Raw genomic sequence first — 17,331 nt, forward strand, 5'->3', positions numbered from 1 at the left:
TGCGCCCCGGCCCAAACCCACCCCGGCCAACCGACAGGCCAGGCGTCTTTTCATTTTTCATTTGGCATCGCCACAAACAAACGTGCCCATGGCCAGGACATCCCATACCCCATACCTCATCCCTCTTCTCTCATCCCCGCAACCCTAACCTTTATTGGCGCATCACCCATGACGACATCCGCCCCGATACCTCCCACGCCTCCCACGTCCGCCAGGCAGCCCGTGTCCCCCACGTCCGCCGCAACCGCCGCGCCCTCCATGGCCCCGGCGCCCGCCGCGCCGTTCACGCCGCCGTTGCTCCTGACCCTCGGCGACGCCAACGGCATCGGCCCGGAACTCGTCTGCCGGCTTTTTACCGACGAGCCTGGCCTCGCCGCCTCCAATCCCATCGGCCTCATCGGCCCCGAGGCGGCCTTGCGGGCGCATTGCCAGCGCCTTGGCCTGGCCTCGTTCTGGACGCCCCTTGACGCCGCCGCGCCGGACACCCTGGCCGGCCGCGCCCCGGGTGTCTATCTGCTGACGCCGCCGCGCCTGGACGGGCTTCCGGCCACGCCCGGCCGGGAAACGCCGGCCGGCGGGCTGGCCGCCGGGCAGTCCCTGGAATACGCCGTGGGCATCCTGGCCCGCCATCCCGATTGGGGGCTGGTCACCGGGCCGCTGTCCAAGGCGGCCCTCAATGCCGCCGGCTTCGCCTTTCCGGGGCATACGGAATTTCTGGCCGAGCGTTCGGGGGTGGGCCGGGCCGGGGTGTGCATGCACCTGTGCGGCCCGGTGTTGCGGGTCAGCCTCGCCACCACCCATCCGCCCCTGGCCAAGGTGCCTGCGCTTGTGACCTACGACCGAGTGGCCTTGTGCCTGGCGCTCACCTGGGAGTACGTGAAGCGGCTGGGGCTTGCCGCCAAGCCCGTGGCCGTGTGCGGGCTCAATCCCCATGCCGGGGAAGGGGGGTTGCTCGGCAGCGAGGACGAGGCCGTGGTGCGCCCGGCCGTGGAGGCGGCCCGGGCCAAGGGCATCGGTGCCGTGGGGCCGCTGCCGGCGGATACGGTCTTCCACCGGGCCGTTTCGGGCGAATTTTCCGCCATCCTGGCCATGTACCACGACCAGGGCCTGCCTCCCCTCAAAATGTTGCACTTCCACGAGACGGTCAACGTGACCCTGGGCCTGCCCTTCGTGCGCACCTCCGTGGGCCATGGCACGGCCTTCGAACTGGTGGGCACGGGCCGGGCGGCCACGGGCAGCCTGCGGGCGGCCTTGAACCTGGCGCGGCAACTGACTGGCCGCAGTGCAACCGCGTCATGACGGCGCGGCCCAAGCGTTTCCCGTTGCCGGAAAGCCTGCGTCGGCGCGTCCGTGCGCTGCCGCTGGCATTGTTGCTGTGGCTGGCCTGGGCGGTGGCCGCCCTGGCCGGGCAGGGCGGCGGGTTCGTGTTCCTGTCGGGGGACGAACTGGCCCGGGGGCGGGAGGCGGCGCGTGCCGGCGATCCGGCCATGGGCCCGGCCCTTGGCCGGCTGGCCGAGGAATGCACCGAAGCCCTGGCCGCCGGGCCCTTCACGGTGACGGCCAAGGGGCAACCGCCTCCGGGTGGCGATATCCACGATTTCGCCAGCGTGGCCCCGTACTGGTGGCCCAATCCGGGCACGGCCGACGGCTTGCCGCCGGTCCACCGCGACGGCGAGGTCAACCCGGCTTCGCGTCAGGGCGACGTGGCCGCCCTCGAAGGGCTCGTCGAGGCGGTCGATACCTTGGCCCTGGGCTATTACTATACCGGCCAGGCGGCCCTGGCCGAGCGGGCGGCGTTGCTGCTGCGCACCTTTTTCCTCGATCCGGCCACGGCCATGCGGCCGCACCTGCGCTTTGCCCAGATGCGCCCGGGCAGGCCACACGGCTCGGGATTCGGCATCATCGACGCCCGCCGCCTGCCGGAACTGTGCGACGCGGCAATGCTGCTGGCCGGCTCCCCGGCCTTTGGCCAGGCCGATAGGGACGGGCTTGTGGCCTGGTTTTCCGCCTACCTGGATTGGCTACTCGAGAGTCCCGAGGGCGGCCAAGCCAGGGATGCCGCCAACAATCACGGCAGTTGGTACGACGTGCAGGTCGCCGGCCTGGCCCTTTTTTGCGGCCGTCCCGAAGTGGCCCGCCAGGCCCTGGCCCGGTTTCCGGCCCGGCTGGCCGGCCAGATCGCCCCGGACGGCGCCCAGCCCCTCGAACTGGCCCGCACCAGATCGCTCAGCTACAGCCTGAGCAACCTGGAGGCGCTGTTTCGCCTGATGCTTCTCGGCGACAGGCTGGGCCTCGACCTGTGGCGCGTCGCCGCGCCGGGCGGCGGCGATCCCCGGCGGGCGCTTGCGTATCTGTTGCCCTTTCTCGGCGAGGGCGCGCCCTGGCCGTACCGGCAGATCACGCCCGTGGGCCATGCCGGCGGCACGGCGCTTCTCCTGCGCCTGGCCGCCATGCGCTACGGCGATCCGGCCTTTGCCGTGGCCTTTGACCGGGTCTTCGGGAAAAAGGCGGCCAAGCGGCGGGTCTGGCTCCTGTATCCTTCAGGTCCGGATGACCCCGCCGCCCCTCGGGTGGGAACCGGTTTCTAGGCCACCACCCACACGGCCAACCCCTTGGCCGCCTGGATGATCTTGGTCGAGACGCTGCCGAAGAGGAATTCCTCCTGCTTGGACACGCCCCGGCGGCCGACCACCAGGGTGCCGAAGCCGCCGTCCTCGGCCAGGCGCAGGATCTCCAGGGCGATGCTCGTGCCGATGCTGCATTCCCGCGCTTCGCGAAGCGGCGAACGGCAGCTTTCCACGAACCGTGTCTCCACCCGCGCCGCCGGTATGCCGGCCGTGAGCAGCCTGTCCCTGGCGGCGTCCAGGGCGGCGCGGATGTGGGTCACGCGCCGGGCGCATTCCGCTTTCCAGGAGGCGTCATCGGGATAGAGGTCGCGGTCCGGCGGCCGCTCGATGGCCGCCACGGTGATGCGGCGCTCGGGTCCGGGGCCGGTCATGGCGGCGGTGTAGGCCACGGCGCGGTGGGAGTTTTCCGAGCCGTCGAAGGCGATGAGGATTTTTTCGATGTTCATGGCAGCTCCGTCAGGCAGGGCTTCGGCGCAGGCGCTCGACGGCGTCGTGGGCCTTGGCGAGGTCGCGGATGAGGTCGGGCGTGGCGTCGTAGAAGACGTTGGCCGCCAGGGAAAAATGCGCCAGCACGGTGGTGAGCGCGTCCGGGATGTAGGGAAAGAGCTTTTGCAGGTTGACGATGCGGTTGGGAAACATGATCGAGCAGTCCTCGGGGACGATGCGCGCGCGCACCTCCGGCGAGACCGACTGGGTGGTGTGCTGGCCCATGCCGACGAGGAACTGGAGGATGTTGCCCAGCCCGAACAGGTCCAGGCCGAAGGGGCTGTCCTGGAAGTCGAAGGTGTAGTCGAAATCGATCCAGGTGTAGGTGCCGGTGTCGTAGCGCACGTAGAGGTGGTCGCGCCGCACGTCGCCGTGCTTTTCGTTGTGCGCGTGCAGCCAGGCGATGGCCTGGCAGGCCTCGATGAACCGGGCCAGCACGTCCGGGAAAAGCTCGAGGAAATAGTCCCGGTGCGGCATGTCCAGGGCCTCGATCTTTTCGTCCAGGCGTTTTCCCGGCACCACGTCCAGGATGCGCACCGGATTGCCCGCCGTGTCGGGGATGGTCACCCCTTGCATGAACCGGTCGTCGCCGCGTACCAGATCCAGGATGCGCGATTCCTTGCGCGGGCTCCGGGTGCAATTGACGACCATGGAGCCGATGGTCATGGGAAAGGACTCGTGGAACACGAGCTTGACCAGGTTGCGGCCCCCGGTATCCAGGTCGCGGCAGCGTTTGACCCAGTACTTGGGGTCCTCCAGGCCGAAGCGGCGTTCGGCCTCGTCGCGCAGGACCAGGAAATGGCGCCCGCCCACGGCGATGACGTCGCCGTAGCCGATGCGCATGAATTCCGTGGTGTCGGTGCAGATTTCCCCGGCGTGGCGGACGGGGAAATCCGGGGCCAGGCGGGCCAGCAGTTCGCGGGCGGATGGGGGCAAGGCGACCTCGTTTCGTGTCGTATATGTCTCCCGTATGCCGCAAAGTAGCCCAACGGGCAATGCCCGGCCGCGTTTTCCCGGTGCGGCGGCCGGTTGTCCGGCCCCTGGGCCAACCCCCGCCAGGCGGGGAAAGGAGTGGCCATGTCGCGGTGGTTGCCGCAAGACACCCAACGCCTTATCGAGGCGGCCTGCCGGTGCGTCCTGTGGGCGGCTTTGGGCCTTATGCTCCTCGGCAGGACGGCCATGACCGTCGGCGACCCCGACTTGTGGGGCTATCTCGCCTTTGGCCGGCTTTTTCGGGAGGGGGGCTTTCCTTATAAGGATGTCTTCGCCTTCACGCCGGTCAAGGATGTCTGGGTCTACCACGAATGGCTGCTGGGCGTGCTTTTCGACAAGGTCGTGGGCGTCTTCGGCTTCGAGGCCCTGCAATACCTCAAATACGCGGCGCTGTTGGCCACGCTGTACCTGGCGGTTGCCGTGTCCCGGCTGCGCGGGGCGGGCCGGGCGGCTGTCTGGCTTGCCGCCGCCTACGTGATGCCGGTCTTCGCCATGAACGCCAGCCCGACCCGGGCCAAAGTCTTTTCGCACCTCTTTTTCGTCCTGACGGTCCTGGCCCTGGAACGCTGCCGGGGCAAGCGTATGCTGCCCGGCCTGCTGCTCGTGCCCCTTTTCGCCTTCTGGGCCAATCTGCACGGCGAGGTGGCCGTGGGTTTTCTGGCCTTTGGCGCCTACGGTGCCGGGGCGCTGCTGGACCGCGACTTCCGGCGGGGGGTGGGCATCGGCGCCCTGGGGCTGGCCTGCTTCGCCGTCACCTTCATAAATCCCTACGGCCCGTCCATGTGGACGTTTTTCCTCTACGCCTGGAAGCATCCCCGGCCGGACATCCTGGAGTGGCAAAACATTTTCCATTTCGTCGCGGCCAGGCCGGAGTTCGGCGTTTTTTTCGCCACCCTCGGCCTGATCGTCGTGGCGGCGGCCCTGTTGGGCAAGGGCCGTCGGGATGGCGTGTCGCTGCTGATGCTCTTCGGTTTCCTCTTTGCCGCCGCCAAGTCCGTACGCCTGCTGACCTACCTGTGCCTGGCCGTGGTCCTCTACGTGCCGGCCTATGTCGACCCGTACCTGCAACGGCTCCTGGAGCGGGTCCGGCCGTACCGGCGCGTGCTCGCGCCGTGCTGTCTGGTGCTGGGGGCGGCCTATTGCCTGTGGCAGGGTACGCGGCTGTGGCAGCGGGACATCGTCTCTTTTCAGGTCGTGGACATGGCGGCCTTCACGCCCGGCCAGGGGGTCACCGCCTATCCCCTGGACGGAATGCGCCACATCCGGCGCACGCGCCAGGCCGGCCGGATCATGCCCCAGTTCGAGTGGGGCGAGTACCTGCTGTGGGCGCTGCCGCCGGCCTATCGGGTCGGCATGGACGGGCGCTATGAGACAGTCTATGACGATGCCTATACGGATGCCTATTTCGCCTTCCTGGGCGGCCGCCTGGAGGCCGGGGCGTTTTTGGACCGCTACGGCGCGGACATCGTGGTGCTCAAGAAAACGGAAAAGGCCTGGGCGGCCATGGGCCGGCTGGCGGACTGGGAAGAGGGGTACGCGGGCGCCGGGTACAGCGTCTTTTACCGCAAGCCGGGCGGCCGGCCGTGAGCCCGGGCCGTGGCGGCAAACGGTTGGCGCGCCGGAAGGGGCGCCGCTTTTTTGACGAAGCAGCCCGGAGCGGCCCATGACCCACCCCCTTGCCTTGCCCGAAGTGTCGCCTCCGGTGGATGTCCTGGTACTTGGCGCCGGCCTTGGGGGCATGCGCGCCGCCCTGGCCGCCCTGGCGGCACGGCCAGGGGCGGCCGTGGCCGTGGCCATGCCCGGCCTGGGGCCGTGTGGTTCCTCCTTTTGCAACGTCAATGGGCGGCTGGGCATCCATGCCCCGGACGGTGCCGCCGCGGCCGAGGCCTTTTGCCGCGAGGTCGCGGCCCTGGCCTGCCCGGGGTTTTACGATCCGGCCCTGGTCGCGGCCCTGGCCGCCGAGGCCCTGCCGCGCCGCCGTGAACTGGAGGCCATGGGGGCGGCCTTCGAGCGCGAGCCGGACGGGGCCTTGCGGCTCTACGGTTCCTGCTTCAGCCCCGATTCCCGTCGGGCCGCCGTGGTGACCGATCTGCCGGGCCTCGGCCGGGCTTTCCACGACCGGGTGACGGCGGCCGGGGGCCTTTATCTGCCCCGGAACACGGCCGTCGGCCTGCTGCGCGACCCCGACGGCGGCGGGGCCGTCTGCGGCGCGCTCCTCGAGGACGCCTCGGGGCGGCTTTTCGCCCAGCCGGCCGGGGCGGTGGTCGCGGCCATGGGCGGCACGGCCCCGCTTTTCACCCGCCACCAGGGGGCGTCGGGAAGCGTCGGTTTCGGCCACGGCCTGCTGGCCGCCGTTGGGGCGGCCATGGCCAATACCACCTTCCTGCAATGGATGTGGGCGCACCTGTCCGACCGGCGTTTCTGGCCTGTGTGGGAGCTGCTCGGACCCACCTCCCGCATCGATGCGGCGCTCCCAGAGGCCGTGGCCAGGCTGGCCGCTGGCCGGGCCGGCCATTGTCCCCTGGGGCATGGCTTTGCCGACGCGGCCTTGGACCGCTGGCTCCTCGATGCCGCCGGCCCCGATGGGGTGGTGGCCGTGCATCGGGCCGGGGAGGCGTTCCCGGTGGCCCTTTTTGCCCATGCCACCAATGGCGGAGCGCGTATCGACGAGCGTGGGCGGACGGATGTGCCGGGGCTTTGGGCCGTGGGCGAATGCGCCACGGGTATGCACGGGGCCAATCGCCTGGGCGGGTCCATGGTGGCGGCCTGTCTGGTTTTTGGCGCCCGGGCCGGGGAAACGGCCGCCCGCGAGGCGATCCGGCCGGGAAAGGCGGCCTGGGGCCGGGCGCTTGGGGCCGGCCTGTCCGGCTTTGCCCGCGACGCAGCCGAGGCGCGGGAGGTTACGGGCTGGTTGGCCCGGACCTTGCAAAATAACGCCTTGCCGCGCCAGGATGGCGACGCCGCCGGCCTGGAAAAGGCCCTGCGACGGCGCCGGGCTCGGACCCAGGATGTCGTGGCCCGGGCCATGCTCGATGCGGCCCTGTTGCTGGGGGCGCCGCGCGGTAAAGATTTTCCGGCCTGTGTCCGATAACTGTTTGGAAGGCGAACGATCGTTTCCATCCGGGACAAGGCCGGGGACGGGTTTCGCCAGTTGTGACGACGGGATTTGTCGTGGTGGGTTGTGTTGGCGGGATGACCCTGATAGGAAAAGGCTTGTGCAACAAAATGATCGCGTTATGAGCAGTTTGCCTGCCTTGCCCCTGGATACCCAGTACTTCGCCCCCAGCCGCGACACCTGGGTGCTGGCCATATTGGACGCGCTTTGCCACAACAGTGGCCTTTCCCAGCGCGACCTGGCCCGCAAGCTCGGCGTCAGCGGCGCGGTGGTCAACCAGCACCTGCGCGAGTTGCAGGAGCGGGGGCTGATCCGTTTCAAGGCCAGAAACGGCAAGAGTTACCACTATGTCCCCACGCCCGATGGCCAGGCCCTGCGGGCCGACATGGCCCGGGACTTTTCCAGCGAGGCCATCCGCATCTACACCGCCCTCAAGCGGCAGGTCGGGGCGCGGTTGGGGGGGCTCGCCCGCGACAACATCGAACGGATCGCCCTTTTCGGTGCCTCGGAAACCTGCGAGGTGGCCCTGTCGGTTCTTGGCGGCATGCCCGTCAAGGTCCTGGCCGTGGTGGACAATGATCCGGCCAAGCAGGGCACGCTGTTTCACGGCTACGTCGTGTCACCGCCCCATGTCCTTGAGATGGTGGACTGCCAGGCCGTCTTGATCACGTCCTTCGGGCGACGGGACGAGATCCGTCAACAATTAGAGCCCCTGTGTCTCGCCCGGGGGATGGAGATGGTGAGCCTATGAGCACTGAGCAAAGCATCCGTCTGGCTTCGGGCCGGCGTATCGGTCACGGCGAACCCTGCTTTCTCGTCGCGGAGATAGGCAACAACCACCAGGGCGAACTGGCCATGGCCCGGGAGATGGTCCAGGCCGCGGCCGCGGCCGGCGCCGACGCCGTCAAATTCCAAAAGCGCGACATGAACGCGCTGTTCACCCAGGCCGGCCTCACCGCGCCCTACGGCGGCAAGCACAGTTTCGGCGCCACCTACGGCGAGCACCGGCTGGCCCTGGAACTGCCCCTGGAGGCCATGGCCGAGCTCAAGGCCCTGTCCGAATCCCTGGGGCTGGTCTTTTTCGCCTCGGCCTGGGACCTGGTCAGCGCCCGGGACATGCTGGAACTGGGCATGGAGCTCTTCAAGGTCTGCTCGGCTGACGTGGTCAACATTCCCCTACTGCGCCTGGTCGGCGAGACGGGCGTGCCGGTGGTCATGTCCACGGGCATGAGCCAGTGGAACGACATCGACGTGGCCGTGGCCGAGATGCGCCGCTACCACGAACGCATCGTCCTGCTGCATTGCAACAGTTCCTACCCCTGCCCGGACGAGCTGGTGGGGCTGCCGGTCATGCACGCCCTGTCGCGCCGCTATGGGCTCCCGGTGGGCTATTCCGGCCACGAGGCCGGGCTTGGGCCGAGTGTGGCCGCCGCCGTGCTCGGGGCCTGCGTGGTGGAGCGCCATTTCACCCTGGACCGCGCCCAGCGCGGCACCGACCACCAGGCCTCCCTCGACCCGGCCGGCTTCGCCGCCATGCGGGCCATGATCCGCGAGGCCGAAGCGGCCATGATGTTGACGGAAAAGCAGGTCTGCCCGGCCGAACTGGCCTCGGCGGCCAAGCTGCGCAAGAGTATCGTCTACGCCCGCGACCTGCCGGCCGGCCATGTGCTGACCCCGGCCGACGTGACGCTCAAGTGTCCGGGCAACGGCATTTCCCCGGTGCAGTGGGACGAGGTCCTCGGCATGCGGCTGACCCGGGGCGTGTCCTGCGAGGAACTGGTCGACTGGAACGCCCTGGCGCCTTGCGCCGCCGCCCCGTCGGACCCCGTTCCCGGGCCGGTCAAGCGCTGCCGCAAGCAGGCGGCGGGCAACCGCTCCTGATGCTTACGGTGCCCGGGGGTCGCCGGGTTTTGCGGCGGCCAGCCGGTGCCGTGCCGGGCGGGCGGCGATACGGCCCATGGGGGCGCGACGCGGCGACGCCTGGGCACGGGTTGGTGAAGCCCCGCCGACCCGGCCGGGAGTGATGCCGTGCGTATCGTTATGATCGCGGAAAACGACCCGGCCGGTGTCGGGTCGTTGTTGCGCAGCGCGCTTGCCCGCCATACCGGGCATGTCTGCCGCCTGGTCACCACCCAGACGCGCTACACCCACGCCTGGGAAAAGGATCTGCACGTGCCGGACCTGGACGCCGCCGGCCGCGACGAACTCGAATCGGTCCTGGCCTCGGCCGACATTTTCCATTTCCACATGCTGGCCGACGAGCACATGCCCTTGGGCCACCTCACGGCCGCGCCGTTTCTGCCCGGCAAGCGCCTTGTTCACCACCACCACGGACACCATGTCTTCCGGGCTCAGCCCGAGGTCTTCCAGAAGAAGTACCGGGAGCTCGGCCGGACCAACCTGCTCGTGAGCACACCCGACCTGCTGCATAAGCTTCCGGGCGCGCGCTGGCAGCCCAACCTCGTGCCCGAGCATTTGACGGCCTACCGCCCCTGCCCGCGCCGGCCCGACGGCAAGGTGCGCCTGGCCCATTCGCCCACGCGCAAGGACCTCAAAAATACCGACGACCTGCTGGCCGTGTGCCGGGAACTGGCCGCCGAACTGCCCCAGCTCGAACTGGAACTCATCGACGACGTGCCGCACGTGGAGTGCCTGGCCCGAAAGCAGGCCTGCGACCTGGCCTTCGACCACATGCAGGGCTATTACGGCATGGCCTCCCTGGAGGCCCTGTCCCAGGGCCTGCCCGTCATCGCCGGCCTGGACGACTGGAACAGCGCGACCATCCGCGGCTATTTCGACTGCGGCCCCCTGCCTTGGGTCGTGGCCCGGGACCGCCAATCCCTGGCCGCGGCCGTGCGCCGCCTGGTCGGCGACACCGAAGAACGCACCCGAATCGGCTCGATTTCCCGGACGTTTATGGAAACGGTCTGGACCGAAGCCCGCCTGATCGTCGATCTGGTCCGCTTCTACGAAAACCTCGCTTGATCGAACCGTCCTCAGCCGAGCGCCTCAAGCAACTGGTCGAGTCGGGCAAGCACCAAGGCATGTTCCGTGTCATCCAACGTGATCCGGCTGCCGTCGTAACGGGGAATATCCGTGAAGATGCAATTGTAGGGTGGACGCAGGGCGGATTCCGGAATGGCGGCGCTGCGCAAAAGATGGCGTTTGATGAAAGTGTAGTGTTGCCTAAGCCTGTTTTGATGCGTGGTGACATCCCCGCGTACGGTATAGCGGGGCATGGGTTGTTTCAGGAAAGGGGGGGCATCGAAATCGGACGGAAGGGGGCGGGCGAGGCCATTGCCCTGGAGCAGCCCCGTTTGGGAAAAATCGTAGAAGGTTATTTTCTCCTGTAGGGCATCGCGAAAAAAAACGTTTTTCAGCCATTGCGTACAAGCAAGATAATCGGATTTTGTCAAGATAGTTCGACCGGAATCGGAAAGGACGTATTCCGCGAGTTGATTGAGTGGCGTTTCAATAACGGCCTTGGATTTGACCACTTCGCTGAGGTTCGTTGCCGTGGATAAAGCAGCAGCGCTGTTTTCGGATACTATCGAACCGCAATCGCAGCCCATGAAGATAATGGGATCGGCCTTGAGCAGCCTGGCAATGGAATAGGCACCGGTCGTGCTGCTTGGAGCGATCTCGTCCAGTTTTGGCATTTGGTCCATTTCAAACGGATAATAATTCCAGGCTCTGTAAATTGTTTTCACGCGGTGGGCAAAAGCGTGAATAGGTCCGACCGGATTACAGATGACAGTCGTGTCCAAGACCGTGGTGTCTTGTCCGAAAATGTCTTCCCAACCACGGAAAGTCGTCTCTTGAATGTATACGATATCTGGAACAATGTCGCTCTGCAATAAGCGAGGAAGCACTCGGCCAACGGCAATGACCATGACTTTGTCTCGCAGGCCACGCAATTGATCGAGGTCAATAGATGGACCAGGTGCCACAACGATTGCCGGATGGCCAACACCATATCCGTTCAGAATTTGGCAATTGTACATTGAGCAAAAAAGAGAAAGGTTTTTGATACTATTATAATGATGCTCAAAGTCCTCACGGGCATTGACTGGCCGGTTCGGTGATTTGTCATTGATTCGAGGGTAGACATAATATACCAAGGAAAGGTAAATGACTTGGAGGAGCAATTCCATCTGCAAGGAAGAATAGGTATTGTAAGATTTTTCATTAAAGTTGAAACGAACACCCTGTACGTAGCCATCATTGACAAAGATTTGTTTAAAGAATAAATCAAGCTGATAAATATTACGTAATGATAATGGGATTGTTGTGATCGTATGATCATCAATCGCCAGTGTGAAGCACTGATCGTCGCAGCTGATCGTCAGCATTGTAACTCCGCGCCATGGGTTGAGACGTTTTTGTCTGTTGGCGTGAGGCCAACTTCGGGTTATGGTTTTCGGGTGCCAACCTGGACAGGGCCTCGGGCCTCGGGCCTCGGGCCTCGGGCCTCGGGCCTCGGGCCTCGGGCCTCGCGGCTCCAGGCGGGATCTCGCCGCGATTAGTTAGCGTAGGCTTTTGCGGCACAAATAAGTGCTGGGTGCTCGCCTGTTTTGGCTATTGAAATGGAGCAAGCCAGGACGTATTGGTTCAAATGAGAAGCATAGCTGCTGCCTTGTCCGGTTATGATATGGTGCCTATAAACCGTAAGGCCGGAAGGAGCAAGAGGCTTGGCGCTGGGCTGAAGTACAAAGTGTTGCGTCTGAATGGTTTCATGTATATTCGTGTTTTCTTTTATGGAGGCAACATTCATGCAGATGCGAGACAAAGACTGGACAATCCGGTCTTGTAATATTATGTAGTAAGAAAAGGTCCCGATTATGTTGAAAACACTTTAACGAAATCAATCATCCAGATGCTCGGAGGAAGAGGTGATATGGCTATGTAAGTGGTTTTGGTTGCGGTGTCTTAAGCTGCATTTTTCTACATGCTACATCACCAAGCAAATGAAATTTGATAACTGTAAGTATTGTGTTTTGATTCGGTTGTAAAACAATCAGTGGTATTGTTTTGTATTGTCGTTGCGAGAGTCTGTAGATGTAGCCATGTGATGTGCTACAGGAAAGCTGAGGAAGTTGATTTAAGCTGTGGTTGGACATTTTTGTATTACAATGTGTCTGGCAAGGGTTGTTTTGTTGGTAAAGAGATATTAATTGTTTATAAATTCTGACATGAAAATAGTAAAAAGAATATATGATGGATGTGCGTTTTTATTGACAAAAGTAATATTTCCTATCGTGCTTTTACTTATTCTAGTCATTGGTGTGAGTGAGTTGTATCTTCGGATGACTTCTAAGTATTTTGCACCGTTAGTGTATACTTTTAACAAGAAAGTCGGATTTGTCTACGACCACGCGGCCTCGCCAGGTATTGTCAATGATTTTGGGTTTGTAGATAAGAACCGTACTCCAAGCGATAAACACAGAAAGAGGGTCATCCTTGTCGGCGACTCCTTTGTCAGTGGCACAACACTCGCTTCGCAATTAGAAGAGGATCTGAATAGGCAGGTTCCTTCAGAGTCATTTGAGGTTATTCCGATGGGTTTTCCTGGGATTGGTCTTGGGAATATGTATTCATTTGTTGAAGAGTATGGTATCGAGTTCAACCCGGTGGCTGTTGTCGCAATATTTAACTCCTCAACTTTTGCTAATAATTCGAGAATACTAGAGTCCATTAAGTTGGGAGCGCATCCTGATCATCCAATGCGTTTGTTTTTTGAAGAGAGCAATGGACAGTGCCGCAGGATCCCGATAGATTCAGATTACCAACAGTATTTACTCCAAGAACTTCCTGCAAAACAGACGAATACGATTTACACAAAAATTGATCAGTTTCTACAGTCAACATTAGGTCGCCTTCATCTTTTTAATTGGATTAATGATATTGTTGTGAGCAGAGATCGTCAAGTGTTTCTCTCAAGGGATAATGAATTTGCTTTTAGATACTTTCAATTGCGTTCAATGCCACAGTTCAATAAGATTCTTTCCGATTGGTACTTTCCAAGAGATCTAGATATAAATAGTATGTTTTGGGTCCCTGTGGATGGCCTGCCATCGGTATTTAGAGATGCATTGAATTCGACTAAATGCACATTGATGGAGTTTGAAGAACTTGCAAAGGTGCATAATTTCACCTTTGTCGTTGCAATTTCTGATGATTGTTCAATTCCAAATACTCTTCAGCGAGATGAATTTAATTATCGAGCAAGTCAGATGCACAGAAAATTTGCCGAGTATGGATATAAAGATAAGGTTGTTACAGTAGCACGTTCGACAAATACTCATTATGTCGATTTATTTGATTCGTTTAAGAATAATCAAGACGCATTGCACGAGTATCAAAACATTCATTGGAACGATGACGGAATTAGTCTGGCAGCTTTTGCGATTAGTAAATATATTGCTTCTACACTGTTTGTTCAGGACAACCAATAACGCTCTATTGATGCCCATTAATAATAGAACGTTTTCTTTGACAGGCTGTGTATTGAAACGAATTGGTGAGCAAGGTAAATCGATAAGTAGTGTGATTTGCATCTAATTTTCCTTTAAAATGTTTTGTATGAATATTAGCAAGTGTAACAAAATGCTTTGCGTCGAGATGCCTCTGTGAAAGTTGTTTTTTTTGACTAGGATGCCGGTTTGAAATATTTATTGCCTAGATTTTTTGATTACATACTGTTCCAATATGCTGTGCATCTAGTTAAATATTGTTTTTGGAAGACTGTATGCATTGTGTTGTTTGTTTGGTTAGCTTTTTGTAAATGCCATGCTATTGATCAATGCTAGGAGAAGTTTAAGTTATATGCCTACGAAAATATTTTGCTTTTGTTCAGCAAGAATATATGTTTTTCTGTTTCTTTTGATGCTGGTTTCTTGTTCGCAACAAAATAAAGAAATAGCCGAGTTAGTGACACTAGATGAGGCAGACACACGGGCTGTTTTTGTTCTTAGCGGGCTATATCCAACCGAAGGAAGTACTTCTGATAGATGGCGTTGGGGAATAGGTGATAGTTCTCGGCTTTATTTCTATATGGATAACCCAGGTCCTGTCATTATTTCTGGTGCTTTCGAGAATCCTCATTTGAGACAGTCAATGATTTTTACTTTAAATGGCCAGTCATTGTTGACACTTTCTGATCTTCCAAAAAATGAAAATAAATCTGCCCCTCTTGTTTTTAGCATTGAAGGAAATGCAATCCAGGGTCGTAATATTTTAGAGATATCATATTCTCATTGGACTGGGCAGGAGGGCAGTAGTTCAACAGATACAAGACGCTTTGCTGTAAAATATCGGAATTTTACGATTTCTATGAAATAATATGCAAATGAAAAAAAACACTATGCATTTTGTTGTTGGACTGCCGACAATTTTGCTACCGTTATTATTCTGGTTTGCAATTGATGTAAATATTAAAGACGCAAAGTTTTTTGTATTAGGTCTTGAGATTCTTTGTGTAATGATTTTCATTCTTTCTTTTAACAGAAGACTCGTCGGGAAAATGGCCTCGAACATTCAACTTGTTCTTTGTTCAGTTTTTTTTGCAATTTTGTTTATGGATATATGTGGTCGATTATTTTCAGATTTATTACCCTATCAGATAAAAATATTTTTGAAAGATGATAACCAAAGCCAACGGCAAGCTATAATTCAATATCTGGACCACTCACCATGGATGAAGTTCAAACCAAATGTGCTAGTGCAACTTCCTGGGTTCAGGGAGCCTTCCGATCGCTTTTCGTATAGTTGGCATACAGATGATTTAGGATATAAAAATGATCCAAGATTATTGAAAATGCCCATCAAGGCAGTGGCTTTAGGCGATAGTTTTACCGAAGCCATGGGGTGCAAAATTGAAAATACCTGGGAAACATTATTAGGGGCTAAAGGGTTTTCTACTTACTCTATGGGTGTCCATGGGTATGCACCGAGCCAAATGGCAGCAACATATGAATTCTACGCGCAAAGCTTTTCGCCTCAGTACGTTTTTATTGGTTATACAGAAACTATTTTTCAACGTGAAAGTCTTTTCCTCAAACTTACTGATCACTCAAAAGGCATGATACAAAAACAAGGGTTGGCCGCTCTTGCTGACCAGCATTTGTTACTAGGCAGACAAGAGGTGCGTTTTGTTACTAGATCGCCTCTTCTTTCAGTTCTTATGTTTATTGTAAGCCAGAATGATCCACTTTTTTCGAAAAAAATAACAAACACGGCTTTTAGTAGTGCAGAACTTAAGAATGATGTATTTCTGCGTTACTATGATGATTTAAAATATATAGATTACAATGCGTCTGCTATAAAATTGATCGGTAATTCTCCAGAATGGACAAAAACAATGGAAAGTTTCATAAAAATTAAGCGGATGGCTGATACAAAAAACGCCAAAGTTGTTGTTATTTATTTTCCTTCAAGATATACTGTGTATTATAAAAGAATTCTCGGAAAATCAATTCCAGATGATATGGATTATGGCAAAATAGAAAGGAAGGCTCTTGAAGTTTTTTGCTTGAAAAATGAAATTGGTTTTATAGATACCTCGCCATATCTTGAATCGTATGTTGATTCGTTGCCTATATTGATTTCGCCTAGTGCTCTTCCTTACTTTGAGTTTGATATGCATATGAATCCTACTGGACAGAAAATTGTTGCCGATGTAATCTCTACCAAATTAGCTTCTAGTTCTATGGCTCACTGATCTTCGTGTGTGTTTAACATATCTTACTAGATTGTAAGGACGTGTGGGCGTTAGGCTTATGCAAATTTCTGTACTTCTCCCTGTTATGAATGAAGCGGATAATATTTTTCCGCTGGTAGATCGCCTTGTGCCTGTTATTGAATCTGTTACACAGAGTTATGAAATAATATTTGTTGACGATGGGTCCACTGATAGTACTGTCGAAAATATTCTTCAAGCAAAACAAATCAATGATAAGATCGTATTGATTAAACTTTCGCGTAATTTTGGACAACATTTTGCTGCACAAGCTGCTCTCGATTATTGTAAAGGTGAACGTGTAGTATGGATGGATGCTGATTTGCAGGAGCCTCCCGAAGCGATTCTTCCTTTACTTGCTAAGATGAATGAAGGGTATGATGTTGTTTATGGTGTCAGAAAATCACTCGGTGGTTCGATTTTTAAAAGAGTGGGGTCGTTATCGTATATATATCTTTTTAATAAACTTGTCAAACACCAACAGCCTTTGAATGCTTCGGTAATGCGGATAATGAATCGTAAGTGTGTGGATGCAATAAATAAGATGCCGGAGCGTGTGCGGTTTATTACTGCACTGAACTCTTGGGTTGGTTTTAGATGGGCTGGTGTGGAGATTGATTATAGTCCCCGGTCCGCTGGAAAAACAAAATATAACATTTTTAAGATGATAAACAATGCACTGGATGCGATATTATCATTTTCAATGATTCCACTTAAGGTTATTTCTATCATTGGCTTTGTTATTTCATTGTTAAGTATTGCTTTTTCACTTTGTATATTGTTGGCTTTTATCACAAAAATTTGGACAGCAGGTGTAGTGGGTTGGACAACAATTGTCGTTGCTTTATTTTTTCTAGGAGGTGTGCAAATGATGTGTTTGGGTCTTATTGGCGAGTATATTGGGCGTATATATTTTGAAGTAAAGAGAAGGCCGCATTATGTGATTGATGCTATATATAATTGATTTATTGTCTTGCTGGATATATTATTGATGATCATTGCCTGGAAGAAAGGAGTTGATTCTGCTAATTGCTCGTCTTCCCAGTTGGTAATATGTACTTTTCTTGTTCAATGATTTCTGACGCTAAGTTCTTGCTGTTGGTCAAGCTCTTTAGCATTGATCTTGACGCCATCCCCTTTCCCGGATCGCTGTGATAAAGTGAGTGTGCAGGATACCGTACCACTTTTGCTGGCGATTTCTTGAAGAAACGTTTTGATTTGCCGACCGATCCCTGGTTACTGATGGAATTAATGTTAATGCAAGCTACTTCTTGCTACGGTGAGTCAATGATCTTTGCAACTGAGTTGGTAGTTTGAACTTCAATCTGATGATCGTTTACCTTGTCGCATACACATTTGACTTGTCCAGACCG

General features: G+C 57.4%; 14 protein-coding genes. 11 read left to right on the top strand and 3 right to left on the bottom strand.

Translation table 11 applies throughout. From position 1 onward, the window contains the following. Positions 1-258: 258 nt before the first annotated feature. A complete protein-coding gene (gene pdxA, locus ACP59X_RS09720; protein ID WP_428569843.1) occupies positions 259-1,299 on the top strand; it encodes a 4-hydroxythreonine-4-phosphate dehydrogenase PdxA in 1,041 nt (346 codons plus the stop codon). Beyond that, positions 1,296-2,588, top strand: a complete 1,293-nt coding sequence (locus tag ACP59X_RS09725; protein WP_428568614.1) for an alginate lyase family protein — start codon at positions 1,296-1,298, stop codon at positions 2,586-2,588. Before pdxA ends, ACP59X_RS09725 begins: the two co-directional genes overlap by 4 nt. Here the strand turns inward: ACP59X_RS09725 and ACP59X_RS09730 are convergent. Beyond that, on the bottom strand, positions 2,585-3,073 hold the full coding sequence (locus ACP59X_RS09730) for a universal stress protein (protein ID WP_428568617.1): 489 nt from the start codon (positions 3,071-3,073) through the stop codon (positions 2,585-2,587). The two genes, ACP59X_RS09725 and ACP59X_RS09730, sit on opposite strands and share 4 nt — an antisense overlap. Before the next feature lie 10 nt (positions 3,074-3,083). Beyond that, the gene (locus ACP59X_RS09735; RefSeq protein WP_428568620.1) at positions 3,084-4,049 is read right to left on the bottom strand and encodes a serine/threonine protein kinase; all 966 of its coding nucleotides are present in this window, start codon (positions 4,047-4,049) and stop codon (positions 3,084-3,086) included. Between the two features lie 141 nt (positions 4,050-4,190). Between ACP59X_RS09735 and ACP59X_RS09740 the strand changes: the two genes are divergently transcribed. From ACP59X_RS09740 to ACP59X_RS09760, 5 genes are all read left to right on the top strand, one after another. After that, entirely contained in the window at positions 4,191-5,693 is a 1,503-nt protein-coding gene (locus ACP59X_RS09740) for a hypothetical protein (protein ID WP_428568623.1), read from the top strand. A 76-nt stretch (positions 5,694-5,769) separates the two neighbouring features. Further along, the gene (locus ACP59X_RS09745; RefSeq protein WP_428568626.1) at positions 5,770-7,197 is read left to right on the top strand and encodes an FAD-binding protein; all 1,428 of its coding nucleotides are present in this window, start codon (positions 5,770-5,772) and stop codon (positions 7,195-7,197) included. Positions 7,198-7,342: 145 nt separating this feature from the next. Then, positions 7,343-7,972, top strand: coding sequence for a winged helix-turn-helix transcriptional regulator (locus ACP59X_RS09750; protein WP_428568629.1), 630 nt, complete (start codon positions 7,343-7,345; stop codon positions 7,970-7,972). Further along, positions 7,969-9,102 carry an N-acetylneuraminate synthase family protein gene (locus tag ACP59X_RS09755; RefSeq protein ID WP_428568632.1) on the top strand — a complete coding sequence of 378 codons (1,134 nt, stop codon included), beginning with the start codon at positions 7,969-7,971 and terminating at the stop codon, positions 9,100-9,102. The genes ACP59X_RS09750 and ACP59X_RS09755 overlap by 4 nt, the downstream gene beginning before the upstream one ends. A 147-nt stretch (positions 9,103-9,249) precedes the next feature. Continuing rightward, positions 9,250-10,206: a glycosyltransferase family protein gene (locus tag ACP59X_RS09760; protein WP_428568636.1), complete on the top strand. Its 957-nt coding sequence runs from the start codon at positions 9,250-9,252 to the stop codon at positions 10,204-10,206. 11 nt (positions 10,207-10,217) lie between these two features. On the opposite strand, the gene ACP59X_RS09765 is transcribed toward ACP59X_RS09760, so the two are convergent. Then, positions 10,218-11,573 (bottom strand): 6-hydroxymethylpterin diphosphokinase MptE-like protein, encoded by a 1,356-nt coding sequence (locus ACP59X_RS09765; protein ID WP_428568639.1) that lies wholly within the window; start codon positions 11,571-11,573, stop codon positions 10,218-10,220. A gap of 840 nt (positions 11,574-12,413) precedes the next feature. Here ACP59X_RS09765 and ACP59X_RS09770 point away from each other — a divergent pair. From ACP59X_RS09770 to ACP59X_RS09785, 4 genes are all read left to right on the top strand, one after another. Continuing rightward, positions 12,414-13,676, top strand: a complete 1,263-nt coding sequence (locus ACP59X_RS09770) for a hypothetical protein (RefSeq protein WP_428568642.1) — start codon at positions 12,414-12,416, stop codon at positions 13,674-13,676. A gap of 370 nt (positions 13,677-14,046) precedes the next feature. Further along, complete coding sequence (locus ACP59X_RS09775; protein WP_428568645.1) at positions 14,047-14,562, top strand: hypothetical protein; 516 nt, start codon at positions 14,047-14,049, stop codon at positions 14,560-14,562. Position 14,563: 1 nt separating this feature from the next. Next, complete coding sequence (locus ACP59X_RS09780) at positions 14,564-15,940, top strand: hypothetical protein (protein WP_428568648.1); 1,377 nt, start codon at positions 14,564-14,566, stop codon at positions 15,938-15,940. A gap of 43 nt (positions 15,941-15,983) precedes the next feature. Beyond that, a complete protein-coding gene (locus ACP59X_RS09785; protein ID WP_428568650.1) occupies positions 15,984-16,922 on the top strand; it encodes a glycosyltransferase family 2 protein in 939 nt (312 codons plus the stop codon). Positions 16,923-17,331: the final 409 nt, after the last annotated feature.

Source organism: Solidesulfovibrio sp. DCME, assembly GCF_049995385.1.
Taxonomy (GTDB): Bacteria; Desulfobacterota; Desulfovibrionia; order Desulfovibrionales; family Desulfovibrionaceae; genus Solidesulfovibrio.